Raw genomic sequence first — 22,742 nt, 5'->3', positions numbered from 1 at the left:
GCCCAATGGCACGCCGGTGCTCTCCGGGCATGGGGCCTAGTGAGAGCCGCGCGCGGGACCTGCCCGGCTACGTGAGACGCAGCAGGGCCCTGCAGGGACCTGACGAGACTTCTGGGTACCACAGATCGCAGGGGGACGGAAGAGGCCCCGCGGCCGGCACACCACCCGCCCCCCTGCCCTCCGAGCTTTGGCGCGGCTCGAGGGCCGCCCGGCCGCCCAGCTCTCCAGCGGGCCGAAAGCCCCAGACCGACGACCGTTAACCGTAGACCGTCGACCGAAGTTACTGGGAAACGGATGGGGGGGAACGGGGCCCGGTCTCAGAGCTTTCCGGAGCGGAGGATCGCGATGGCCAGCCCGAAGCCCAGGACCCCCGCCAGGAGGAACCCGAAGATCCCGAACGCGGGGAAGTCCCACAGCAGGGGCCCCCGGCCGGCCAGCACGATGAGGCTCGACCCGATGATCAGGGCCGACACGATCATGGCGAACGACAGGCGGTTGGACGACCGGTCCATCTCGTGGAGGAGCGGCTCGTAGCCCTTGTGCACGAAGTCCACGGCCAGTTTGCCCTCCAGGAGCTTCTGGAGGATCCGGGTCACCTGGCCGGGCACCGACCGGATCAGCTCGCGCAGATCCCGGATGGTGCGGTAGGCGAGCCGGGCCTGCCGCCGGGGGTCGAGCCGGCGCACCAGCAGCCGCCGGGCGAACGGCACCGCCTCGTCGAGCACCACGAAGTCCGGGTCCAGGGTGCGGGCCAGGCCCTCCACGGTCAGGATGGAGCGGGCCAGCAGCATCAGGTCGGGGGGCACCCGCACCCGGTGGCGCAGGGCGATCTCCGAGGACTCGTGGAGCAGGTGGCCGACCCGCAGGTCCTTGAGCGGCCTGCCGAAGTAGGGCTCGATCAGCTCCTTCAGGTCCCGCTGGAACGCCCGTAGGTCCACGGTGTCCTCGGTGCTGCCCAGCCGGACGAACCCTTCGGCCATCTGGGCGTAGTCCCGGCTCACCAGAGCCAGGAACAGCTCGCCCAGCCCCTCCTGGGCTTCCTCCGACAGGTACCCCACGGCCCCGAAGTCCAGGAACGCCACCTTTCCGTCGGGGGTGACCATCACGTTGCCGGGGTGCAGGTCGCCGTGGAACAGGCCGTCGTCGAACACCTGCTTCAGGAACGCCCGGGCCAGGGTGCGGGCCAGGGCGGAGGTGTCGAGCCCCTGATCCCGGAGGGCGTCGGCCCGGTCGGCCGGCAGCCCCTCGATGGCCTCCATGACCAGAAGCCGTCGGGACGTGAGGTCCCACTGCACCGCGGGGATCACCACCCCCTCGAACCCCTGGAAGTTCTGGCGGAACCGCTCGATGTTCGAGGCCTCGAGGAAAAAGTCGAGCTCCCGGTTCAGGGTTCGGGCGAACTCCTCCACGATCTCCCGGGGGCGGAACATGCGAGCCTCGGGGATGTAGCGCTCCACCAGGCCCGCGAGCAGGAACAGGGTCGCCAGGTCCTGGGAGATGGTCCGGTCCACCCGGGGTCTCTGGACCTTCAGGACCACCGGCGTGCCGTCCTTCAGGCGGGCCCGGTGCACCTGGGCGATGCTGGCCGCGGCCACGGGCTGGGGGTAGATGTGCTCGAACACCTCCTCCGCCGGGCCTCCCAGCTCCTCGGTCACGATGCGCAGGGCCTCCTGGAACGGGAACGGGGGCACCTGGTCCTGGAGCTTGCGGAACTCCTCCACGTAGGCGGGGGGCACCAGGTCGGGTCGGGTGGCGAGCATCTGGCCCAGCTTCACGAAGGTGGGGCCCAGGTCCTCCAGGGCCAGCCGCCACTCCACGGGGGCGGGCACGTCCCCGGCCACCCCGCTTCGGCCCCGGATCCGCCGGGAGAACGGCAGCAGCCGCCCCAGCCCGGCCCGCTCGAGGAGCTGGTTGAACCCGTGCTTCGAGAGCACGAGCGCGATCTCCCGGATCCGGCCCAGGGACCGGTAGGTGCGGGTCAGCGCCAGGACGTTCACGGTCGGGGCTTCTCCGCGAGCACGAAGTCGATCTGGCGTCGGGCCACGCTCACCCGGTCCACCCGGACCCGCACCCGGTCGCCGATGCGGAAGGTGCGGCCGGTGCGCTCACCGATCAGGGCCTGGGTCTCCTCTGAGAAGTGGTAGAAGTCGTCCTCCAGGCTGGAGACATGCACCAGGCCGTCCACGAAGTAGGTCTCGAGCTCCACGAAGAACCCGAAACTCGCCACGCCCACCACGAACCCCCAGTGCTCGCTGCCCACCTTGTCGGCCATGAACTGGCACTTCTTCCACTGCACGGCCTCCCGCTCGGCCGCCTCGGCCGCCCGCTCGCGGGTCGAGAGGTGGGGGCAGGCCTCCTCCAGATACCGGCGTTCCTTCTGGCGCCAGGTCTTGGAGGCGGGGCGTTTCTGGAGCGCCTTCTTGAGCTCCCGGTGCACGATGAGGTCGGGGTACCGCCGGATCGGCGAGGTGAAGTGGAGGTACCGCTCCGAGGCCAGCCCGAAGTGGCCGACGTTGTCGGGCGAGTACACGGCCTTGGCCATGGTGCGGAGCATCATGTTGTGGATCATGCGCTCCTCGGGCTTCCCCTCCACCTGGGCGAGCAGGTGCTGGAAGTCCTTCGAGTGCACCCGGGCGCGGCCCTTCAGGGTGTAGCCGAAGTTGTGGACGAACTTGCGGAACTCGGCCAGCTTCTCGGGGTCCGGGGCGTCGTGGACCCGGTAGGGGCACGGGATCCGGCGCTTGGTGAGGAAGTCGGCCACCGCCTCGTTGGCGGCGATCATGAACTCCTCCACCAGGAAGTGGGCCTCGTTGCGGCGGCTGCGCACAATGTCCTCGGGCCGGCCCTGCACGTCGAGCACGATCTCGGCCTCGGGCAGGTCGAAGTCGATGCTGCCCCGCTCCCGCCGCCGGGCCCGCACGGCCCGGGCCAGCTCGCCCATCCGCAGGAGCATGGAGGTTACGTCGGCCAGCTCCTGGGCCTCGTCGCAGTCCGGGTCGTCCAGGATGCGGGCCACCGTGGTGTAGGTGAGGCGGTGGCGGCTCCGGATCACGGCCGGGTAGAACCGGGCCTCCTGGCGGCGGCCCCCCCGGCTGAACACCAGGTCGGCCACCAGGGCCAGGCGGTCCACCCCCGGGTTCAGGGAGCAGATGCCGTTGGACAGCCGCTCGGGCAGCATGGGGAACACCCGGTCCGGGAAGTAGGTGGAGGTGCCCCGGGCGAACGCCTCGTCGTCCAAGGGGCTGCCCGGGGTGACGTAGTGGCTCACGTCGGCGATGGCCACCCGCAGCCGCACCCGGCCCCGGTCCAGCTCCTCCAGGACCAAGGCGTCGTCGAAGTCCTTGGCGGTCTCGCCGTCGATGGTCACGAACGGCAGCTCCCGCAGGTCCTCCCGCCCTCGGCGGTCCGCCGCCCGCACCTTGGTGGGCACGCCCTCGGCCGCCTCCAGGACCTCGGGGGGGAACGCCACCGGGATGCCGTGCTTCAGGGCGACGGCCTTGGCCTCGGCCGAGGCGTCGCCCCGGTGGCCCAGCACGTGGACGACCCGGCCCTCGGGGCCGGCCTCGTCGGTGGGGAAGGCGGTGATCTCCACCTCCACGATCTGGCCGTCGGCCGCGCCGCCGAGGTCGTCGGGCGCCACGTAGATCTCGTGGAGGAGCCGTTCCTCCAGGGGCGCCACCACGGCCGCCTTGCGCCGCACCCGGACGACCCCGATCACCCTGGGGTTCGCCCGCTGCAGGATCCGGATGATCCGGCCTTCGGGGCCCTTGGGCGGCCGCCGCTCGATTCGGGCCACCACCCGGTCGCCGTGCATGGCGGCCTTCAGCCACCGGGGCTTGACGAACACGTCGGGCTGGTCGGGATCCTCGGCCACCACGAAGCCGAACCCGTCCGGGTGGACCTGCAGGCGGCCCACCACCAGCCCCACCCGGGAGGGGTGGGCGTACCGGCCGCCCTTGATCTCCACCACCTCGCCCGTCTCCGCGAGGCTCTGGAGCAGGGCCAGGAACTCCGGCTCCGACGCCTTGGGGACGCGCAGCCGCTTGACGAGCTCGCGGGCCGTGACCGGATGGGACGCCTTCTCCCGCAGGAACGACACCAGGGTTTCGGGTCTCAGGGGCATGCCGGGATTCCTTTCGTGCGAGAAACGCTCAGACGCGGGAGGAGCGAAGGGGCACGGGGCCGGTCATCCCCCCCCGCCCGCATCAGCTCCGGGGGGTGCGCAGAAGCTTGGCGGTGGCGGTGGCCGCCTCGGTGCCGTCCTCGAGGAGAGCCCGCGCCTCCCCCTGGAGCAGCCGGCCCCGGTCCCGGGTGATCCTTCCTTCCACCCGCAAGGGCCGGCCCACGGGCACGGGCTTGTGGTAGCGCACGGTGAGCTCCGCGGTGACCGCGGGCGTGCCCAGCAGTGTGGTGAGCTTGCCCAGGGCCTCGTCCAGCAGGGTGGCCACCAGGCCGCCGTGGACGATTCCCTCGTACCCGATGTGCACCGGCCGGGGGGTCCACACCGTCTCGATGGACCGGGCCTCCTCGTCGAACCGAAACGCCAGGCGCAACCCCTCGGGGTTGTCCTGGCCGCACACGAAACAGTTGTCCTGCCAGGTAAGGTTCATGTCGGGTCATCCGATCGGAAGGGACAGAGAGGGGGAACGGCTCGTCGCCGCCCGGGAGACGATGGCCGGCATTATAGCGGCGCCATGCGGGGTCGGCAACGAAGGCGCCGTAGGGGCTTGACGCTCACGGCGGGGCTGTGGTATCAAACGCGCTCCGTGCCGAAGTGGCGGAACTGGTAGACGCGCCAGATTCAGGATCTGGTGGGCGCAAGCCCGTGGAGGTTCGAGTCCTCTCTTCGGCACCATAAAGATTTCAGCGGGTTACCGAAAGACCGGTGACCCGCTTTTTTGTGCCCGAAAGGCGCGGGCTAACATGGGGCTAACACGAAAGGCTTTCACGGCTCGACAAAGAACGGACCGCCAGGGCGGGCGCGCGTGGTGTGAGAGCTCCGGGGGGAAGAGCGTACGCGAGCACCCGGCCCAGGCGACCCGATGGTTGAGAAGTTACCAGGGGAGGGGGTAACAGCAACAGGGTTTACGACGGCGGCCACGGCGCGGAGGCTTCCCCGGTCTCGGCCTGGTACAGGGGGGCATCCTCGGCCAGGGGCCGGAACGCCAGCCGCTCGGCTTCGTGCTGGTCCCGGCCGGCCACCATGGCGCTCACAACGAGCTCGGCCCACCCCTGGGCGAAGGATCGGGGCCACCCCTTCACCGTCTCGCGGATCCGTTCCACGTCGGCCGGAGCCGCGGCCGTGAAGTCGGGCCGGGGCAGGGGAGCGGGTGGGGCGTTCCGGCGCGTTGAGGTGAGGTGCGAGCCTCCCCGCGTTTTCTGGAAACGCCCCTGTGGGGTGCTGACAAAACTGACAGAAGGGGTGCCCGTGGGGCTTTTGTCGGTTTTGTCAGTGGGGTACGGGGCGCTTTTCAGGGTTCGCAACCGCTTCAGGGCGTTCATCGGCCACCCCCCACGAGAGCCGGATGGGCTCGGTATCGAACGCTCGGGCGGCCTCCGGTATCCACCGGTTCCTCGAATACCCGACCCAGATCCACGAGGTAGTCCAGGGCCGCGCGGGTTCCATCGACGTCGAGAAGCCGCCAGCACTTCCTGTACACCTCCCGCGCCGTGAACACGTCGGGCAGGTCTCCCCTGCGGATCCTGCGGTCGAGTTCCCGGGCCGCGGCAAGAGCCGGATCGAGGGCAACGCCGTACAGCCGCCGGGCGTGGGCTTCCAGGTAGTCGGCCCACGCTACCGCCCCCACCACGGCCACCTCCCCCACCGGCCCTGTGTTCCCGTCCGCCAGGTGAAGCAATAGGGCCAGGCTCGGCACAAGGCTACGGTACTTCGCCAGGTGCGCCTCGAAGGCGTCCGCCTCGGTCCCGACTCGGAGTCGGCGTTCCAGCTCGGCTCGCCAGGCGTCGAACACCTCTTGCGCGGTAGCGTCGAACCGGAGGAACGGAGGCTCGCCAGGCTCGGCTTCCACCTGGGCCGGGTCGAGGTGCGCCAGGCGCTCGAACAGGCCGAAGGCTGCGTCCCTCGCCCGCGAGTCGGGGAGCCGGTCTACGTTTCGCCAGCTCTTCGGTGGGTCCGGCCAGACGGTCACCTGGAACCGCTGCAACAGCCCGTCGTCCCCCGCGCCGCCTGCCAGGGTCGCCCTGAGGTACTGCGAGAGCGGCCCCGGTTGGATCCCCCCCAGAATCGAGACGCATGCGGCTTCGATCTCCACTGTTCCCCGGCCGATCCGGTCGAACGTGAACCGGCCGGTTCCGTTCCAAGCCTCAAGGAAGAACGCCCGCGCCCCCTCCCGGCCTTCCCGGTCGAGGCTCCGGAGGAAACCAACGAGTTCGTCGCGGAAGATCAGGACGCCCCGGGGATTCGATGCCAGGAGTTCCCCCAGCTTCTCCACCGTTGGGTCGGAGGTGACGAAGCGTCGGCGGACAGGAGGTTCGGGCAGGTCGGAGACGGCATCGAGGGCCAGGGCCTCGGCCGCGGCAAGGTCGCCCTGGCGCGCCGCCTTGCGGATCCTCTCCCGGGCGGCCTTCTTCGACTCATCGGCCACCATCACCGTCGCCTCGAACCGGTGCAGAGCCTTGGCGTGTTCCTCGGCCTCCTGGGCTTCCAAGCGATGAAGAGGTCGCATCACCTCGGCCAGGGCCGGGCTCTTGAGAAGCCCGGGGCGGCCGATCACCGCCCCCCACAGGTTGGGAACCACGGTCCAGTCGTCCCTGGCCTTCGGCCGGATCGCCAGAGTTCGGCCTACGGTCGCTCCGAGTACCACCAGCGCGCCAGCTCCCAAGAAGTCGAGGGGAATCTGGGTGCGCTCGGCGCTATCTTCGAGCCAGGGGCGCAGCCCCTCCGGGAGCATCACCGGCTCCAGGGCGGGCACCGGCGGCAGCTCGGGTGGAAGAGGCTCTGGGTCGGGCAAGGCCCGAACGGGGGCCTCCAGGATGCTCCGGGCCGCTTCGGACGCACTCATGGTGCCACCTCCCCCCGGGCCTCCCGTGCGGCCACGTCACACCAGTCGGTCCCCGGCTCTGGCGGCACAGCCACTCGGACCACCCGCCCCTGGGAGACAAGCCTGCCGGCCAGGCGCTCGGCCGCCCGCTGCCCCACCCCGTGCCGGTCGTGGTCGGCGCACACGATCACATCCCGGACCGTAGGCGGCACCACCAGGCGCTCGATCCCACCAGCCGAGAGCGCGGCCCATACCGGGCAGCCCGTCAGCACGTGCACGGCCAGGGCCGTTTCGATCCCCTCGGCCACGGCAAGCCCGTCGGCCGCGGCGAACAGGCGCACAGCCCCGCCCCGGGTCGCCCCGGCGTGCACCGCGTACAGCTTCCGGGGTGGCATCACAGGCGCTTTCTTCCCCGGGCGGGCGGGGTCGATCCAGGTGCAGTGGAGTCCCACCGGCCGCCCCTGGGGGCTCCTCACCATGGCGACCAGCGCGGGCCAGCGGCCGTGGGTATGGCCCTCCCGGTCCTTGAACACGAGGTCAGGATGGGCACGCAGTTCTCGAATGGGGGTCAACTCGGCAGGCAGCACCCCCCGGGCCTCCAGGTACGCCACAGCGGCCGACACGTCGGCCAGGGGCGGGGCCTCGGCCCAGGTGCGGCGCAGGAAGGCCAGTCGCCGGCCGTTGCGGTTTGGCCGGGGGACCGTGGTGGTCGGGGTAGGTGCACGGCCCGGGGGCGGCGTGACGTGGGCCAGCCCAAGCGCCCCGGCCACGGCCTCCAGGGCTTCGGGGAAGGTCCAGCCCTTGAGCCACCGGAGCACTGCGAACCCGTCTGGGAACGTGCTCTCCTGGTTGCAGAGCGCACCTCCGGTTTCGTCCGCGTCGTTGAACAAGCGGAACCGGTCCTTCCCCCCGCACCGTGGGCACGGTCCGTGCCGGGGCCAGTGCTCCACGGCGTCGGCGAGTTCCGGGGCCAGGACGGGCAGAATCTCAAGCCACAGGCCGCGGGCGGCTTCCCGAACCCGGACGGCATCGAGGCGGGAGCCCTTTCCAATGCGGGTTGAAGCAAGACGAACGGTGGAATATGCTTCCGGTATCCGACCGGCTCCCGTACCGGTCCCATGGCGCCCCGGGTTGCCCCCCGGGGCGTTCCTCTTGAGGGACACCATCGGTGCCTCAATCCGCTTCGGCGGGGTCTACGGTCTGTTCGTCCAACCAAGCCAGCAAGTCAGAGACCCGATAGCGCACCAGCCGGCCAAGGCGCACGTACCGGGGGCCTTTCCGCATGGATCGCCAGTTTGCCAGCGTTCCCGAGTTCTTCAGCCCGAGAATCTCCGCCGCGCGGTCTTGATCCACGAGAAGGTTGTTGGTGGCAGTTTCGCTGGTGGGCGTCTCGTTGTGCGATGCGGTTGCGGGTTTGATCATGGTTGCGTGCCTCCGTTGCGTAAGAGTGAAGCATGTGGAGACACACAGTACAAAAGAACCCCACCGTGTGGAACACCAGAGACGCCAAAAGGGTTGATGGAAAAGCTTTTCTGTCAACTCTTTTTGGTGCGAGTGCGGGAAAGATATGTTTTTAGGGTGCTCCTTGTGCAGGTCCCCGACTCAATGGTCCGTCCATCCGCCTCAACGGTCCACCTGTAGTTGTTGGGATCGCCGGGATTTCGGATGCGAAAGACTCCCGCCCGGACCTGAACCCCTTTGCCAAGGCATGCAACCAGGCCCCCGACGCTTCGCACCCCCCTGTCTGCAGCCGCTTCCACCGCCTCGACGACCCGTCCTTTGCTTCCCCTGGGCCTTCCGCCGGATCGGTGTCTGTCCAACGCCTCGAACACCGGCGCCATGCAGAGGCTCATGTTGTTCTCCGCCGCATTCGCAGCCGTCACCAAGGCCGCCGCCGCTGCCTTCCAGGGGTCACCCGCCATGCAAGCTCGAACCATCTCGGCTGCAGAGTACAGAGCAGCCTTGTAAGGGGAGTCTTTGATCTCTTCCCCCCCTCCCACGGAGTAGGTCTGCGTGCTTCGAGTCGTGAGTTCCAAGAGTTCAGCCAAAAACCCAACAAGTACCGTTTCCACCTGGTGATTGGGGTCCGTCTCGGGCAACGAAGGAGTCAGAAGTTCGCGTCCAATCCCGGGGAACACGTCCGTTTGAGGGTCCCACGACCCGGGAACAAAAGCTCCCTCGGGCAACAGCGGGAGTCGGACCTCTTTTCGTGGGGGGGTGTCAGGGGAGAAAACAACGGTTCCGCGGTAAGGGTTCTTGGGACGCATCCGCACCTCCCGCTTGGTGCTCCCGCAAGGAGAAAAGGAGCCCCACGGCGTGCCGGGTGCGGGAGCCCGACTTCGGGAGCGACCCTAGCCGCAATACTGTTCACTTAGTGTGCCTTCGTGCTATTCTTCTCTCGTCTTCCTTACTCATGGAAAGCGAGGTGAAGGATGGCTCGAACTCCAGCAGGGCTTCCCGAAGGCACGCGGATCACGGATTACATCACGCTGGGGGTCATCGCAAAAACGTTCCCCCTGCCCAAGGTGCACGAGGTGCTGCAAGCCACAGGCAAGGCGAGCCAGCGACAGCGCGCCTTACCTGCCCATGTCGTGGTCTACTATGTGATCGCACTGGCGTTGTACATGAGCGTGTCCACACGAGAGGTGCTCCGCTGTTTGCTCGAAGGTCTCCAGTGGCTCATGGGGCCCCGTGAACGCGTTCGCGTTGCCGGAAAATCGGCCATCTCCCAAGCGCGGTCCCGTCTGGGGGCGGAACCGATCGAACGGCTGCACAACGAACTCGTCCGGCCGATCGCCGAAACGGCCACCCGAGGGGCGTGGTACCGGCGCTGGCGGCTGGTCAGCCTGGACGGCAGCACCTTGGATGTGGCCGATACTCAGGAGAACGAACAAGCCTTCGGACGCCCCAAGGCCGCCCGGGGACGGAGCGCCTATCCGCAGATCCGGTTCGTCTCCTTGGTGGAGAACGGAACCCACGTGCTGTTCGGCTCCCGCATGGGTGGATACCACACGAGCGAGGTCGCGTTGGCTCGGCACGTGGTGGAGTCCTTGCGGCCCGGGATGCTGTGTCTGGCCGATCGGTGTTTCTTCTCCTGGCCCTTGTGGACCCAGGCCTGCGCAACCGGAGCCGATCTGCTGTGGCGAGTGAAGGCAAGCGCACGCCTGCCGTGCATCCGCCGTCTGTCCGATGGTTCCTATCTGAGCAAGATCTATCCCAACGCCTATGCTCGCCAAAAGGATCGGGGCGGTGTCATGGTCCGGGTGATCGAGTACACACTGGACGGAGTCCCAGGCGCAGAGGACGTGTACCGGTTGGTGACCACGATCCTCGACCCTGAAGATGCCCCGGCAGAGGAGTTGGCCGCCCTGTACCAGGAACGCTGGGAGATCGAGACTGCACTCGACGAGTTGAAAACGCACCTCCGAGGGGCTCGGATTGTGCTCCGGAGCAAGACCCCGGAGCTCGTCCGACAGGAGTTCTTTGGGTTCCTGATGGCGCATTTTGCGATACGAGGACTCATGCATGAAGCCGCCCGCAAGGGCGATGTGGATCCTGACGAACTTTCCTTCGTTCACACGGTGCGGGTGGTGCGTCGGAGACTGCCCGCTTTCGTCGCCACTCCCCCCTGAGCACAGGGCGGCGTTCCATGCGCAGGTGCTGGAGGAGATTTTGGAAGAGCGAGTGGTGTCCAGTCGTGGTCGACGCAACCCGCGAGCGGTGAAGCGGAAGATGACCCCGTATCCGACTCGGCATCGCCAAACGGTCTCGCCCATGCGACTGCAGCCCATTTGCGAACACGTTCGTATCTTAAAGTGAACAGTATTGACCCTAGCCGTGGGGCATGTTGTCCGTGGGGGCTACTCTTCCAGGATCGCCCAGGGCTCGGTGTCGGTGAGCCAGACCACGCCTCCGTCGATGGTGGGCACGCGGTCCCGATCGCGGCCGAACTCATCCAACCAGCGGCGGCGATCCACCTCGGGTTCCAGGTCCACCACGTCCTGGATCACGTCCTCTCTGGTGAAGGGCACGCCCTGGCAGGCGTAGGCACGGCAGTCCCGTTGCACCTTCCCAGCCAGGGCTCGGGCGTGGGGGAAGTCGAGCGGATCCGGTTGCTGTGGTGTGGGTGTCGCGAGGACGGGATCGTGCCGCATGGTGCACCTCCTTGGGCGCCGTGCTAGACTCCTTGTTGGGCTGGCCGTCCAGGAGTTCTTACCTGGCGTTGCCTGGGCGGCTCGGCGTTGTGGAGCCCCGGGGTGCCGAGCCCCGGGGCTTTGCTTCTCACCCCCGTCGTCATGGGGTCTCAACGATTTGGGGTTTGCCATGGGGTTTCAACGGAAACGCCGTCAGCGGTACACCTCCCGCCTGTGCCCCACCCGTACCACCAGGACCACCAGGTGGTCGTCTTCGATGCGGCATACCACGCGGTAGGGGCCGACTCGGTATCTCCAGAGCTCCCCGAGCGGCCCCTCCAGGGCTCGGCCGAGTGTCCGGGGATCCGAGCGACCTCCCACCCGGTCGGCCATGTACCGGACAACCCGTCTTTGGGCCTGTCGGTCGAGGCCCTTCAGATCCTTGACGGCCCGCTCGTCCCATTCAATCCGCCAGCTCAAGTTCCCGCTCCACTTCCTCGGTGGTCAAGCGCCGGCCAGGGGTCTTCAGACGTTCTGCCGCAACCAGGTAGTCCTCCCGGTCTTCGATCCACTCCTGCAGTGCCTCCACCACACAGTCGCTTTCGGTTTTGCCAAACCGGCTTGCCAACAGGGCTATCTTCCTGTGGATGGGCTTGGGGATCTCGACGTTCATCGGGTTGCCTCCTGTTCTTGGGCCGGCCGTCCGGGCGCGGGTTGCCAGGCGTCACGTGGGGGGCTCGACGTGGTGGAGCCCCGGGGGGGGCGCTTTGTCGTTCTGCCGTGAGCAGCAACCGGGGTTGTGCGTCACGAACCACCGCCATGTGATCCACAACGGGGGCTTTTGTCGGTTCTGTCGGTACGGCACAGGGGCCTTTGCCGGATTCGAGCCTCGTCAGCGGTACACCTCCCCCCTGTGGCCCACCCGCATCACCAGGACCACCAGACGGTCGTCCTCGATCCGGTAGAGGATACGGTATGCTCCTACCCGAATGCGGTAGCCGTCTTCCGTGCCGGCGAGCTTCCGCACCCCCGGCGGCCTGGGGGCTTCGGCCAAGGCTTCCAACCGGGCCAGGATGCGCTCCCGTGTCTCGGCCGGGAGACGTTTCACCTGGCGAGCCGCGGCCCGGGTCAGTTCGACGCGGTAGATCACGGGTCGGCCTTGTCCCCCTGGAGTTCCCGCCGGAGGGCTTCCAGGGGCACGGTCGCCCGCCCGTCCCGCTCCCACTCTTCCAGGGCGTCACGGTACGCCTGGGCGTCTTCCAGGTCCTCCAGCCACTCGGTCAGGGCTTCGGCCACGCACTCGGGCTCGGTCTTGCCCAGGGCTCGCGCCGCCTGGGCCAGGCGATGGTGGAGCGCCTTCGGAATCTCCACGTTCATCGGGGTGCCTCCCTTTCTGCCGTTGTCGGTTCGTTCTGAGCCGGTCAGCTCTTCCCGCCTTCCAGCACCTTGAGCCCTTCGGCCGCTGCCAGGATCCGCCGGCCGTGCTCTTCCAGGGCTGCCCGTACCGGATCCTCGGCCAGCCGCGCGTACACGGCCGTGGTCGCCGGGGTGGAGTGGTTCAGGATCTTCCCGATCAGGGGCAGGCTCGCCCCGTGGGTTGCCAGCCACGAGCCCACCGTCCGGCGCAGGTCGTGGAGCCTCACGTCTTCCAGCCCGGCACGCTTGCGGATCCGCGCCCAGGGGCCGTTGAGGTCCCGCAGGTGGTCCCCCTCCCGCATCCCTGGAAAGACGTAGGGGTTCCCTGCGACACGCGGAAGCCCCTGGAGAAGCGCCACGGCCGGCGCGCTCAGGGGCACCACGTGAGCACGGTGGGCCTTCGTGTCGGGCAGGTGGAGCTCGTGGCGATCGAGGTCAACGTCGGACCACCGGAGCCCCATCACCTCCCCACGGCGCAGCCCCGTGAACAGGATCAGCCACAGGGCACCGCGCACGAAGACGTTGGGCTCCTCTGCGATCGCCTCGGCCAGGCGTGGGAGCTCTTCGGGCTTGATCCATCGGTCCCGCTTGGTCTCCCGGAACTTTTTGATCCCCCGGGCCGGGTGCGGCGAGCCCTCGGGCAGGTGACCGTGCTCCAAGGCCCAGGAGAACATCTTGCCCACGGCCGCCAGGGTCCGGTTCGCCTGGATGGGGGCGGTCTTCCCGAGCTTCTGATGAAGCTTCGCCACGTCGGCGCGGGTCACCTCGGACACCCGCTTGGAGCCGAGGGCAGGCACCACACGGGTCAGCAGTTGCCGCCGGTACTCGCTGGCCGTGGAGGGCCGGAGGTGCACGTCCACGTAGTCGGCCAGGAAGAGGTTCACCAGGTCCCGCACCCGCAGTTCCCCGCGCTTCCGGGTCTTCTCTTGGGCCGGATCGCCCCCCAGCTCGGCAGAAGCCAGAACCTCCCGGGCTTTCTGTCGGGCCAAGGTCAAGGTGATCCGATCCACGGGGCCGATGGTGTACCACTTCAGGGTGCCGGCCGGGTTGCGGTAGAGCACCACGTACGACTTGCTCCCCTTGGGCGTGATCCGCACACCGAACCCGGGCGTTTCGGAGTCCCACCAGGTCACCCGGTTCTTGCCGTCCCCGTCGTACTGAAGAGACTTGACCACGGCCTTCGTGAAACGAGTCTTGCGGGTCGTCCGCGCGCCGCTGCTAGCCCTGGGCTTCATGGCGTCCCTCGTTCCCGTTGGGGGCGGAACAGGAGTCCGGTTTGTTAGCCGGCTATCTATGGGCTAACAAGATGGGGTGAAGTGACGTGAGGCAGGATAACACAAGAGAGGTGAAGGTCAACGAATTTATAGCAAAAAATGGGGTAGAGTTATCAACCGTGGGTCGAGTATTGTGGTGCCAACCTGATTCAGGATCTGGTGGGCGCAAGCCCGTGGAGGTTCGAGTCCTCTCTTCGGCACCAACCCGCTCGACCGAGCGACCGGAGTCCCTCGAGGGTTCCGGTCGTTTTTTTTGCGGCGCGTCGGGGACGGCGCAAACGAAAAGGGGAGCCGATCTCTCGGCTCCCCTTTCTGCTTCCGATGGTGCCCAGGGCCGGACTCGAACCGGCACGGGATTTCCCCACTACCCCCTCAAGATAGCGTGTCTACCAGTTCCACCACCTGGGCACGAATCCGGTTGGCTCTACTTCTGCTCGCCGGCCGGTTGATCGGCCGGCGGCTGCTGGGCCGGGGCCTGCTGGGGCGCGGGCGCGGTGGCCGCCGGCTGGTCCGGCACCACGCTGACCTTATACCGATGGCTCGCCATATAGGTCAAGCCCAGGGAGGTGAGCATGAACACCCCGGCCGCCACCGCGGTCAGCTTGCCGAGGAACGTGGTGCCCCCGGAGCTGCCGAACAGGGTCTGGCTCGATCCGCCGAACACGGCGCCCATGTCGGCGCCCTTGCCCTGCTGGAGGAGCACGATGCCCACCAGGATGAAGCTCACGATCACATGAACGACGATCAGCAGCGTGTACATGGTCCCGTCCGTCTGGATGAGGATCGAAACGCACTTTATAGCGCACTTCGGGCAATGGATGCAAACGCCTCCGCCTGAAGGCTGGCGCCGCCCACCAGGGCGCCGTCCACGTCGGGCTGGCCCAGGAGCTCCGCGGCGTTGTCCGGTTTGACGCTGCCCCCGTACAGGATGCGCACCCCCCGGGCCGCGTCGCCGCCTCCGATCGCCTCCAGGGTCGCTCGGATGTGGGCGTGCATCTCCTGGGCCTGCTCGGCCGTGGCCGACCTGCCGGTGCCGATGGCCCACACCGGCTCGTAGGCCACCACCAGGCGCTCCAGGGTGTCGGGGCCCAGGGGGCCGATGCCCGCCCGGATCTGGGTCTCCACCACCTCGAAGGCCCGGCCGGCGTCCCGCTGCTCCAGGGTCTCGCCCACGCACACGATCGGGGTCATGCCGGCGCCCAGCACCCGGCCCGCCTTCCGGGCCACCAGGTCGTCGGTCTCCCCGAAGTCCCGGCGTCGCTCCGAGTGCCCCACGATCACGTAGTGCACGCCGAGCTCGGCGAGCATGGGCGCGGCCACCTCACCGGTGTAGGCGCCCTCGAGCTCCCAGTGGACGTTCTGGGCCCCCAGGCGAACGGGGGTGTTCGTGAGCACCCGGGCCACCGGGGCCAGGGCGGTGAACGGCGGGGCGACCGCCACCTCCACCCCGGCCAGGTCCCGGACCCCTGCGGCGACCGCCTCGGCCAGGGCCACGGCCTCGGTCACGGTCTTGTGCATCTTCCAGTTGCCGGCGACTAGCGGTGTGCGCATGGTTGGATCCTTTCTCCGCCCTCACCCCAGGGCGGCGATGCCCGGCAGGGTCTTGCCTTCGAGAAGCTCCAGGGACGCCCCTCCGCCGGTGGAGATGTGGGAGATCCGGTCGGCCAGCCCGGCCTGGGTCACGGCGGCCACGCTGTCGCCGCCCCCGACCACGGTGAACGCCGGCGAGTCGGCCGCGGCCCGGGCCACGGCCACGGTGCCCTCGGCGAACGCCGGGATCTCGAACACCCCCATGGGGCCGTTCCAGACCACGGTGCGCGCCCCGGCCACGGCCCGGGCGTAGGCCTCCCGGGTCCGGGGGCCGATGTCTACCCCCTTCCACCCGGCCGGCACCTCGGCCCCGTCGGTCACGCGGGTCTCGGCCTCGGCGCTGAGGTCCCGCGCGATCACGTGGTCCGCGGGCAGGGCGATCTCCTTGCCCTCCTCCCGGGCCTGGGCGAGGAGCTCCCGGGCGAGCTCGAGCTTGTCCTCCTCCACGAAGGAGCCCCCCACCTCGATTCCCTGGGCCTTCAGGAACGTGTACGCCATGGCCCCGCCCACCAGGATCCGGTCCACCCGGGGCAGTAGGTTGCGGATCACCCCGATCTTGTCGCTCACCTTGGCGCCCCCGAGCACCGCCACGTAGGGGTGATCGGGCCGGTCCAGCACCCGTTCGAACGCCCGGATCTCCTTGAGCAGCAGCAGGCCTGCCGCCCGGCGGTCCGGAGGGAAAAGGGATGCCATGCCGGCCGTGGAGGCGTGGGCCCGGTGGCAGGTGCCGAAGGCGTCGTTCACGTACGCGTCGGCCAGGGCGGCCAGCTGGCGCGCCAGCTCCGGGTCGTTCTTGGTCTCGCCGGGGTGGAACCTCACGTTTTCCAGCACCAGGACCTCCCCCGGCTCCAGGTCCCGGGCCAGGGGCTCCACCTTCGGGCCCACCACGTCCGGGGCCAGGAACACGCTCAGGCCCAGCAGCTCCCCCAGCCGCTCGGCCACCGGCGCGAGCGAGAAGGCCGGGTCGGGCCGGCCCTTGGGCCGGCCCAGATGGCTCGCCAGGACCACCGCCGCGCCCCCGTCCAGCAGATAGCGCAGGGTGGGCAGGGCGGCCCGGATCCGGGTGTCGTCGGTGATGCGGCCGTCCTTCAGCGGCACGTTCAGGTCGGCCCGCACGAACACCCGTTTTCCTTCGACCTGGATCTCCTCCACCGAACGGATCTCCATGGAACACCCCTTTCCATGTAACTTCGGTCGTTGGTCGCCGGTCTGGGGCCTTCGGCCCGCTGGGAGGCTGGAAGGCCAGGAGGCTAGAAGGCTTGAAAACCTCCCGGATTCCCACGCGTTCGGGCAATCATCATACCTCTTCGCCTTTACCTCCCGGGGGCCGGGAAGCAGGGTCTAGTGTATCGTTTCCGAAATTTCGTTGTGTTCCCAGGGGGTGGGGCTGGGGGCCCCTCCTTCGCTGAACGGCCTCGCAGGGGCCGCCTCGGCGCGGTCCGCTGCGGCGCGTGAGAGCACGCGCCGCGGCCGCTCCCCTGGCGCCGGGCGGCCCGAACTGCTCGGCCGTCGCGCTTCGTCGGTGCCCCCAGCCCCACCGACGCAACCTGCATACGTCTTTGCGAAACGGTGCACTAGTCTCCAGTTTCTAGTCTCTGGTTTTTAGCTGGCCCCGCAGGGGCCTGGACGTGCGCGAGCCGTAGGAGTGTGGGTGGCCGTACGATAAGAGCGGAGCGGGCCCGGGTCAATGGGGCGCGGCTCACCGGGCGCCGCCGAGGTTGGAAACGGCCCGCAGTAGGGCCGCATCCTCCTCGGGGATCGAGGGATTGATCGCGATGCCGGTGCCGATCTCGAGCCCGGCCCGGGTGGTGAGGCGGGGAAGGACCTGGATGTACCAGTGGAGATGGGGCTCGCCGGCCCGGTACTGGGTGGACGAGTGGATCACGTAGTTGTAGTCGGGTCGGCGCAGGCGCTCCGCGATGCGGCCCAGCACGTCCCGCAGGATCCGGGCCAGGGGAGCCTTCTCCGGATCGACGAGCTCCCCGAAGTCCGCCTGGTGACGCCGGGGCACGATCCACACCTCGCAGGGCACCTCGGCCGCGAACGGCACGAAGGCCACGAACGAGTCGTTCTCGGCCACGATCCGCTCGCCGGTGCGGGTCTCGAACGCCAGCACGTCGCACATGCAGCACCGGCCCCACTCGTCGAAGTAGCGTTGGGCCTCCTCCTCCCTCCACCGCACGTGGGGGGGCGCCACGGCCAGGGCGATGGTCTGGGAGTGGGGATGGGCCATCGAGGCCCCGGCCCGGGGGCCCCGGTTCCGGAAGGTCAGGGTGAGGATCGTGTCGTCCAGGGCCATGAGGTCCCGGTGGCGGCGGTGGTAGGTCTCGATCAGGGCCTCCACCTCGGCCGGGTCCATCTCGGGCAGGTCCCGGTCGTGGCGGGGGGACTCGATGATGACCTCGTGGCGGCCGTGGCCCTCGAGGGCCAGGTGGATGCCCACCGAGTACCGGCGGGGGTCGAGCTCGGGCGACACGGCCGGGTACCGGTTGGGGATCACCCGGGTGCGCCACCCGTGGGGAGGGGGGCCGGGGAGCTCGAGCACCACGCGGCCGAGGGCGGGCTCGTTGCCCGGGCAGAAGGGGCAGTTCGGGTCGCACGGCGGGATCTGCTCGGGCACGGGGGTGGGCTTGGCGCGCAGGTCCGTGGGCCGCCTCCGACGGCTCGGAGCGAAGATCACCCACTGCTTCGTGAGCTTGTTCTGCCGGATGAAGTGGGCGTCGCGCATGGTTCGTCTCGGCGTTGGGGGCTACGAGCCCGGGGCCTCGGTCTCGACCCGGTTCCGTCCGGCCTCCTTGGCCCGGTACAGGGCCTGGTCAGCCCGCTCGAAGGCCGAAGCGGCGGTGTCGCCCGGTCGGAACTGGGCCACCCCGCACGACACGGTCACGGGCACCGGTTTCCCCCGGGTGTGGAACCGGAACGCCTCCACGCTGCGTCGGATCTTCTCGGCCACCTTCACCGCGGCCGCCAGGGGGGTCTCGGGCAGGAGCACCACGAACTCCTCCCCCCCGTACCGGCCGAAGAAGTCCACCTCCCGGATCTGGGAGTCCGCGATCCGGGCGATGGCCTTGAGCACCTTGTCCCCGGCCCGGTGCCCGAACCGGTCGTTGATGGACTTGAACCGGTCCACGTCCACCACGATGATCGACAGGGGGCTGCCGTAGCGCCGCCACCGGGCCTCCTCGGCCCGCACCCGCTCCTCGTAGGCCAGCCGGTTGAAGCACCCCGTGAGCGGGTCCCGGAGACTCTGTTCCCGAGCGGTGCGGGCGCGGTCCCGCTGCTCCTCCACCTCGCCCTCGAGCTGGGTCACGGTCTGGCGCAGGCGGTCCACCTCGGCCTGGAGCTCCTTTTCCCGGTTCTCGTCCGCCCTGCGGTGGGCTTCCAGGTGGGCCTCGATCGCCTCCAGGCTGCTCCGGATCCAGTCCCGCAGGGTGACCACGTCGCCGGCCCCCGCGCTCCTCTCGGTCAGCCCCCTCATCTCCTGGCGCACGGCGGTGTCGAGCCGGCGGGAGGCCCGGAACCCCTCCTGGGAGCGCTCCCATGCACCGTGGATACCCTGGTCGATCTGGCGGAGCCGCTGCGCCATCTCCTGGAGCAGGGTTTCGAGCTGGGCTTTCTCCTCCTGCACGAGGGACCGCATCCGGTAGACGAGGCCGGTGATCCCCTCGATGGCGTCGGGCAGGTCGTCGGGGGCGATCCCGGCCTCGAACGTCTCGATGAGGGCCAGGGCCTCCTCCGCGCACTCCGGCGGCAGGGGGAGCCGCTCCACCAGATGGATCAGCACGTGGTGCACCGGGGGGGCGGGCTGGTCGGGGTCGGCCCACCGGGTCTCGGCGAGCACCCGGTCCTTCAGCTCCTCGACGCGGTTCTCCAGCTTCTCGAGGTCGAGGCCGGCCTTCAGGTCGTCGCGCAGCTCGGCCAGGGCCGCCGAGATCTCGGGGGTGGCCGGCCCCTCCGCGATGATGGTCAGATGGGTCAGGATCCGGCGGAGCCGCTCACCCAGGGCGGACCACTCCCGCTCCTTGGCGTCCAGCTCGTCCACGAGCCGGAGGTACTTCTCCCGGTAGGTCAGGTCGTCGGGTCGGGCCATGGTCGTTCACTTTGGGCCTTCGGCCCGCTGGGAGGCTGGGCGGCGGAGCCAGGTTCAGGGGAAAAAGACCACGATCAGGGCGCCGCTGGTTGCGGCCAGGGCCGACGTGGCCCACAGGAGGCCGAGCGCCCGATCCAGGTGTGCGGGCCCCAGCCGGGGGCCCGGATCGCCGAGCCGCGGGCTGGGCCGCACCACGCCGCCGTACCGGGCGGGCCCGCCCAGCTCCACCCCCAGGGCGGCCGCGAACGCGGCCTCCGGAAACCCGGCGTTGGGCGACTTGTGGTACCGGCCGTCCCTCCATGCCACCCGCAGGGTGTGCCGGCCCCGGCGCCACAGGAGCTGGGCAGCGACCGCGGCCAGCAGGGCGGTGAGGCGGGCCGGAAGCCAGTTTGCCACGTCGTCGGCCCGGGCGCTAACCCGGCCGAAGGTCTCGTACCGCGGGTTTCGGTACCCCACCATGGAGTCCAGGGTGTTGACGGCCTTGTAGGCCACGGCCAGGGCGGGGCCCCAGCCCAGGGCGGCGCCGAGCACCAGGTAGAACAGGGGGGCCACCACGCCGTCCGACGCGTTCTCCGCCACGGTCTCCACCGCGGCCCGGAGGATCTCGGAGGGGGAGAGATCGGAGGTGTCGCGGCCCACGATCCGGGACAGGCGGCGTCGGGCCTGGGGGATCCGGCCGCGTCGCACCAACCGCCCCACCTCCCGGGCCTCCTGGTCCAGGCACCGGGTCGCCAGGCAGGCGTAGGCCAGGTACACGCCCACGGCCGCTCCCAGGACCGGGTGGATCCAGCCGGCGGCCCGCCACAGGGCCAAGGCGGCCCCGCCGGCTCCGGCCACGACCGCGCCCCACAGAACGGCCCCCCGCCACAGGAGCCCGGCGGGCCGGTAGAGCCGGCGCTCCAGCGCCGCCACGGCCCGCCCCATGGCCACCACGGGGTGGGGCCAGGGGATCCAGGGGGGATCCCCCAGCACGGCGTCCAGCCCCCAGGCCGCCAGGACCGAGAGCGGCCCGAACCCGGTCACGGCGCCGCCATCCTCGCGGGCAGCAGCGAGCCCAGGGCGGCCACCAGCCGGTCGTTCTCCTCGGGCCGGCGGACCGCCACCCGCACGAACCGCTCGCCCAGGCCGAAGCTGCCGCAGTGCCGGACCAGGATGCCCTGGTCGGCGAGGGCGCGGTACACCCGGCCCGCGTCGGGCGCGGGCCGGGAGAGCTCCACCAGCAGGTAGTTGGCCGCCGACGGAAGCGGGCGCACGCCCGGCAGCCGCTCCAAGGCGGCTGCGAGCCGCCGGCGCTGCGCCTCCAGGGCCGACCGGGCCCGGGTCTCCCAGCCCTCCTGGGCCAGGCAGAAGGCGCCGGCCGCCTGGGCCAGGGTGTTCACGGACCAGGGGACCTGTCGGCTCCGGATCCGTTCCGCCACGCCGGGGGCCGCCACCAGGAACCCGATCCGCAGGCCCGGCAGGGCGTAGAACTTGGTGAGCGACCGGAGCACCACCAGCTCCTCCCGGAACGGCGCCTGGCCCGCCACGCTCTGATCGGGGACGAAGTCGATGAACGCCTCGTCCACCACCAGCCTGGCCCCCCGCTCCCGGCACAGATCGGCCAGGGCCAGCACCCGCTCGGCCGGCAGCAGGGTCCCGGCCGGGTTCGAGGGGTTCGAGAACACCACGAGGTCGCCGGCCCGCACGGCCCGTTCCAGGCCCTGGAGGTCCAGGCCGAACGACCGGGCCTCGGCCCGAGGCACCCGGTGCACGGCCACCCCGGGCGGAACCAGGCTGGTGTACAGGCCGAAGTCCGGCGGGCACACCACCACCCGCTCCGGCGCCAGGCACCGGAGCACCAGGTCGATCAGCTCGGCCGAGCCGTTGCCCACCGCGAGCGCCCGGGCCGGGCTTCCGAGCCGCCGGGCCAACGCCTCGATCAGGCGCCGGCACGACCGGTCGGGGTAGTGCACGATCAGGGGCCAGGCGGCCTCGATCTCGTCCCACAACCCCGGAGGCGGGCCGAAGGGGTTGATGGAGGCGCTGAAGTCCACCACCCGGGGGGCGTCGACCGCCTCCCACACGTTGCCCCCGTGGTCCTGGGGCCAGCGGTCAGGCGGGGGGGAGGGCACGGACCACCTCCTCGATGGCGTGAACCAGGTCCCGGGGGGGGCGGCCCGCGGCCAGGGCCGCGCACGCCGCGCCGCCGGCGCCCACCCCCTCCTTCACCAGGCCCTCCTCGTACCGCCGCAGCCCCGGGTCCCGGCTGTCCGTGAAGTCCAGGCCGCAGGCCACGGCCGGGATCCGCCGGGGCAGGTGGGAGAGGATGCCCGTCAGGTCCGCGGCCGGGTCCTCCGCCACCCACCGGGTGGTGGCGATGCACATCCGGCCCGGCTCGCCGGGCTCCCCCTCCTGCCACAGCCTGAGCGCCAGCGCCGTCACCGCGGCCATCTGGGTGCCGCCCGCGAGCACCACCGGCACCGACCGGCTCGCCTCGAGGGCCATCCAGGCCACGGCGGCCTGCATGGGGTCGCCCACGGCCCGGACCACCTCCTCTCCGGAAGGGCGGTCGGACAGGGCGGCGGCGGCCAGGGCCTGGTCCACCACCTGGGCCTTGAGCTCGTGGTTGCCCCCGGGCATGGAGGACGACACCCGTCCCCCGGCCGGCACGCCCAGGGCCTCGAGCACGGCCTGGGCCGTGGTGGTTCCGCCGGGCACGCTCTCGGCGATCACCGCCCAGGCGGCCCGGGAGGCCAGATACCGGCCGGCCTCGCGGCATCGGTCCCGGAACCCCGGGGGCAGGTCCACGGCGTTGCCGGTGGTGATGCACCGGCCCGGCGCCCCCCCCAGGTCCAGCCGGGGCGTCAGCGGCGGCACCCGCGTGCCGGCGTCCACGATCAGGGGCACCACGCCCAGCCCGTCCAACGCGGCCTTGGTGATCACCACCGGGCTCGGAGGGCCCAGGGGGTTGCGGGGAATCTCGGGCAGGGTGAGGGGTCGGCCGAACACGAGGAACTCGCTGTCGAGGGCGGCCGTGAACCGGCGCTTCTCGGGCGTCTCCCCCGCGGCCGAGATCCCCGGGATCTCGGCGGTGTCGGTGGAGGCGATCACGCAGGCGAACGCCGGCGGGCCCGCAAGGCCGGACCAGAACCGGCGCCCCGCCTCCGGCTCGAAGCAGAACCGGAGCGAGTCCAGGGCGGCGGCGCGAGACGGGCAGGGCATGGGGTTTCCTCCGGAGACGAGCGGCCGCCTACCCTAG

General features: G+C 70.1%; 22 protein-coding genes and 2 tRNA genes. 2 read left to right on the top strand and 22 right to left on the bottom strand.

Going from position 1 to position 22,742, the window contains the following annotated elements:
- Positions 1–317: 317 nt before the first annotated feature.
- The 3 genes from DEFCA_RS0113165 to DEFCA_RS0113155 all read right to left on the bottom strand — a co-directional run bounded on the left by DEFCA_RS0113165 (position 318) and on the right by DEFCA_RS0113155 (position 4,610).
- Positions 318–1,997, bottom strand: a complete 1,680-nt coding sequence (locus DEFCA_RS0113165) for an ABC1 kinase family protein (RefSeq protein ID WP_025323486.1) — start codon at positions 1,995–1,997, stop codon at positions 318–320.
- Positions 1,994–4,123 carry a ribonuclease R gene (gene rnr, locus DEFCA_RS0113160; RefSeq protein ID WP_025323485.1) on the bottom strand — a complete coding sequence of 710 codons (2,130 nt, stop codon included), beginning with the start codon at positions 4,121–4,123 and terminating at the stop codon, positions 1,994–1,996. The genes DEFCA_RS0113165 and rnr overlap by 4 nt, the downstream gene beginning before the upstream one ends.
- An 82-nt stretch (positions 4,124–4,205) precedes the next feature.
- The gene (locus DEFCA_RS0113155) at positions 4,206–4,610 is read right to left on the bottom strand and encodes a PaaI family thioesterase (protein ID WP_025323484.1); all 405 of its coding nucleotides are present in this window, start codon (positions 4,608–4,610) and stop codon (positions 4,206–4,208) included.
- Between the two features lie 158 nt (positions 4,611–4,768).
- Here DEFCA_RS0113155 and DEFCA_RS0113150 point away from each other — a divergent pair.
- A tRNA-Leu gene (locus tag DEFCA_RS0113150) sits at positions 4,769–4,855 on the top strand.
- Positions 4,856–5,085: 230 nt separating this feature from the next.
- Here DEFCA_RS0113150 and DEFCA_RS0113145 read toward each other — a convergent pair.
- The 4 genes from DEFCA_RS0113145 to DEFCA_RS0113130 form a co-directional block, all read right to left on the bottom strand.
- The gene (locus DEFCA_RS0113145) at positions 5,086–5,283 is read right to left on the bottom strand and encodes a hypothetical protein (RefSeq protein WP_025323483.1); all 198 of its coding nucleotides are present in this window, start codon (positions 5,281–5,283) and stop codon (positions 5,086–5,088) included.
- Positions 5,284–5,498: 215 nt separating this feature from the next.
- On the bottom strand, positions 5,499–7,022 hold the full coding sequence (locus DEFCA_RS0113140; RefSeq protein WP_245693479.1) for a YfjI family protein: 1,524 nt from the start codon (positions 7,020–7,022) through the stop codon (positions 5,499–5,501).
- A complete protein-coding gene (locus DEFCA_RS0113135; RefSeq protein ID WP_084319183.1) occupies positions 7,019–8,167 on the bottom strand; it encodes a DUF7146 domain-containing protein in 1,149 nt (382 codons plus the stop codon). The genes DEFCA_RS0113140 and DEFCA_RS0113135 overlap by 4 nt, the downstream gene beginning before the upstream one ends.
- 7 nt (positions 8,168–8,174) lie before the next feature.
- The gene (locus DEFCA_RS0113130; protein WP_025323480.1) at positions 8,175–8,423 is read right to left on the bottom strand and encodes a helix-turn-helix transcriptional regulator; all 249 of its coding nucleotides are present in this window, start codon (positions 8,421–8,423) and stop codon (positions 8,175–8,177) included.
- Between the two features lie 1,010 nt (positions 8,424–9,433).
- Here DEFCA_RS0113130 and DEFCA_RS0113125 point away from each other — a divergent pair.
- Positions 9,434–10,633 (top strand): IS4 family transposase, encoded by a 1,200-nt coding sequence (locus DEFCA_RS0113125; RefSeq protein ID WP_025321572.1) that lies wholly within the window; start codon positions 9,434–9,436, stop codon positions 10,631–10,633.
- Positions 10,634–10,861: 228 nt separating this feature from the next.
- On the opposite strand, the gene DEFCA_RS0113120 is transcribed toward DEFCA_RS0113125, so the two are convergent.
- From DEFCA_RS0113120 to cobT, 15 genes are all read right to left on the bottom strand, one after another.
- Positions 10,862–11,155, bottom strand: coding sequence for a hypothetical protein (locus DEFCA_RS0113120; protein ID WP_025323479.1), 294 nt, complete (start codon positions 11,153–11,155; stop codon positions 10,862–10,864).
- Between the two features lie 192 nt (positions 11,156–11,347).
- Positions 11,348–11,614 carry a type II toxin-antitoxin system RelE family toxin gene (locus tag DEFCA_RS0113115; RefSeq protein ID WP_025323478.1) on the bottom strand — a complete coding sequence of 89 codons (267 nt, stop codon included), beginning with the start codon at positions 11,612–11,614 and terminating at the stop codon, positions 11,348–11,350.
- On the bottom strand, positions 11,598–11,807 hold the full coding sequence (locus DEFCA_RS0113110; RefSeq protein ID WP_025323477.1) for a hypothetical protein: 210 nt from the start codon (positions 11,805–11,807) through the stop codon (positions 11,598–11,600). The genes DEFCA_RS0113115 and DEFCA_RS0113110 overlap by 17 nt, the downstream gene beginning before the upstream one ends.
- Positions 11,808–12,026: 219 nt before the next feature.
- A complete protein-coding gene (locus tag DEFCA_RS0113105; protein WP_025323476.1) occupies positions 12,027–12,284 on the bottom strand; it encodes a type II toxin-antitoxin system RelE family toxin in 258 nt (85 codons plus the stop codon).
- Positions 12,281–12,511 carry a hypothetical protein gene (locus DEFCA_RS0113100; protein WP_025323475.1) on the bottom strand — a complete coding sequence of 77 codons (231 nt, stop codon included), beginning with the start codon at positions 12,509–12,511 and terminating at the stop codon, positions 12,281–12,283. The genes DEFCA_RS0113105 and DEFCA_RS0113100 overlap by 4 nt, the downstream gene beginning before the upstream one ends.
- 44 nt (positions 12,512–12,555) lie before the next feature.
- Positions 12,556–13,785 carry a tyrosine-type recombinase/integrase gene (locus DEFCA_RS0113095; protein ID WP_025323474.1) on the bottom strand — a complete coding sequence of 410 codons (1,230 nt, stop codon included), beginning with the start codon at positions 13,783–13,785 and terminating at the stop codon, positions 12,556–12,558.
- 361 nt (positions 13,786–14,146) lie between these two features.
- A tRNA-Leu gene (locus DEFCA_RS0113090) sits at positions 14,147–14,232 on the bottom strand.
- A 16-nt stretch (positions 14,233–14,248) separates the two neighbouring features.
- Positions 14,249–14,584 carry a preprotein translocase subunit SecG gene (gene secG / locus DEFCA_RS0113085; RefSeq protein ID WP_025323473.1) on the bottom strand — a complete coding sequence of 112 codons (336 nt, stop codon included), beginning with the start codon at positions 14,582–14,584 and terminating at the stop codon, positions 14,249–14,251.
- Positions 14,585–14,619: 35 nt separating this feature from the next.
- Complete coding sequence (tpiA, locus tag DEFCA_RS0113080) at positions 14,620–15,375, bottom strand: triose-phosphate isomerase (RefSeq protein WP_025323472.1); 756 nt, start codon at positions 15,373–15,375, stop codon at positions 14,620–14,622.
- Positions 15,376–15,396: 21 nt separating this feature from the next.
- Positions 15,397–16,581 (bottom strand): phosphoglycerate kinase, encoded by a 1,185-nt coding sequence (locus tag DEFCA_RS0113075; protein ID WP_025323471.1) that lies wholly within the window; start codon positions 16,579–16,581, stop codon positions 15,397–15,399.
- Between the two features lie 532 nt (positions 16,582–17,113).
- Positions 17,114–18,142, bottom strand: coding sequence for a galactose-1-phosphate uridylyltransferase (gene galT, locus DEFCA_RS0113070; RefSeq protein ID WP_025323470.1), 1,029 nt, complete (start codon positions 18,140–18,142; stop codon positions 17,114–17,116).
- Between the two features lie 21 nt (positions 18,143–18,163).
- Entirely contained in the window at positions 18,164–19,504 is a 1,341-nt protein-coding gene (locus tag DEFCA_RS20800; RefSeq protein WP_025323469.1) for a GGDEF domain-containing protein, read from the bottom strand.
- A 54-nt stretch (positions 19,505–19,558) separates the two neighbouring features.
- Positions 19,559–20,527, bottom strand: coding sequence for an adenosylcobinamide-phosphate synthase CbiB (gene cbiB / locus DEFCA_RS0113060; protein ID WP_025323468.1), 969 nt, complete (start codon positions 20,525–20,527; stop codon positions 19,559–19,561).
- Positions 20,524–21,615 (bottom strand): threonine-phosphate decarboxylase CobD, encoded by a 1,092-nt coding sequence (gene cobD / locus DEFCA_RS0113055; protein WP_025323467.1) that lies wholly within the window; start codon positions 21,613–21,615, stop codon positions 20,524–20,526. Before cobD ends, cbiB begins: the two co-directional genes overlap by 4 nt.
- The gene (gene cobT, locus DEFCA_RS0113050; RefSeq protein WP_029734054.1) at positions 21,596–22,705 is read right to left on the bottom strand and encodes a nicotinate mononucleotide-dependent phosphoribosyltransferase CobT; all 1,110 of its coding nucleotides are present in this window, start codon (positions 22,703–22,705) and stop codon (positions 21,596–21,598) included. The genes cobD and cobT overlap by 20 nt, the downstream gene beginning before the upstream one ends.
- Positions 22,706–22,742 lie beyond the last annotated feature (37 nt).

The organism is Deferrisoma camini S3R1 (assembly GCF_000526155.1).
Classification (GTDB): Bacteria; Desulfobacterota; Deferrisomatia; order Deferrisomatales; family Deferrisomataceae; genus Deferrisoma; species Deferrisoma camini.
This window is presented reverse-complemented; position numbering and strand designations above follow the sequence as displayed.

What these genes read in the sequence shown, in the direction of transcription:
- rnr (WP_025323485.1), bottom strand. Translation starts at nt 4,123, where the DNA reads ATGCCCCTGAGACCCGAAACCCTGGTGTCGTTCCTGCGGGAGAAGGCG.
- DEFCA_RS0113155 (WP_025323484.1), bottom strand. Translation starts at nt 4,610, where the DNA reads ATGAACCTTACCTGGCAGGACAACTGTTTCGTGTGCGGCCAGGACAAC.
- DEFCA_RS0113140 (WP_245693479.1), bottom strand. Translation starts at nt 7,022, where the DNA reads ATGAGTGCGTCCGAAGCGGCCCGGAGCATCCTGGAGGCCCCCGTTCGG.
- DEFCA_RS0113135 (WP_084319183.1), bottom strand. Translation starts at nt 8,167, where the DNA reads ATGGTGTCCCTCAAGAGGAACGCCCCGGGGGGCAACCCGGGGCGCCAT.
- DEFCA_RS0113130 (WP_025323480.1), bottom strand. Translation starts at nt 8,423, where the DNA reads ATGATCAAACCCGCAACCGCATCGCACAACGAGACGCCCACCAGCGAA.
- DEFCA_RS0113125 (WP_025321572.1), top strand. Translation starts at nt 9,434, where the DNA reads ATGGCTCGAACTCCAGCAGGGCTTCCCGAAGGCACGCGGATCACGGAT.
- DEFCA_RS0113120 (WP_025323479.1), bottom strand. Translation starts at nt 11,155, where the DNA reads ATGCGGCACGATCCCGTCCTCGCGACACCCACACCACAGCAACCGGAT.
- DEFCA_RS0113110 (WP_025323477.1), bottom strand. Translation starts at nt 11,807, where the DNA reads ATGAACGTCGAGATCCCCAAGCCCATCCACAGGAAGATAGCCCTGTTG.
- DEFCA_RS0113100 (WP_025323475.1), bottom strand. Translation starts at nt 12,511, where the DNA reads ATGAACGTGGAGATTCCGAAGGCGCTCCACCATCGCCTGGCCCAGGCG.
- DEFCA_RS0113095 (WP_025323474.1), bottom strand. Translation starts at nt 13,785, where the DNA reads ATGAAGCCCAGGGCTAGCAGCGGCGCGCGGACGACCCGCAAGACTCGT.
- secG (WP_025323473.1), bottom strand. Translation starts at nt 14,584, where the DNA reads ATGTACACGCTGCTGATCGTCGTTCATGTGATCGTGAGCTTCATCCTG.
- tpiA (WP_025323472.1), bottom strand. Translation starts at nt 15,375, where the DNA reads ATGCGCACACCGCTAGTCGCCGGCAACTGGAAGATGCACAAGACCGTG.
- DEFCA_RS0113075 (WP_025323471.1), bottom strand. Translation starts at nt 16,581, where the DNA reads ATGGAGATCCGTTCGGTGGAGGAGATCCAGGTCGAAGGAAAACGGGTG.
- galT (WP_025323470.1), bottom strand. Translation starts at nt 18,142, where the DNA reads ATGCGCGACGCCCACTTCATCCGGCAGAACAAGCTCACGAAGCAGTGG.
- DEFCA_RS20800 (WP_025323469.1), bottom strand. Translation starts at nt 19,504, where the DNA reads ATGGCCCGACCCGACGACCTGACCTACCGGGAGAAGTACCTCCGGCTC.
- cobT (WP_029734054.1), bottom strand. Translation starts at nt 22,705, where the DNA reads ATGCCCTGCCCGTCTCGCGCCGCCGCCCTGGACTCGCTCCGGTTCTGC.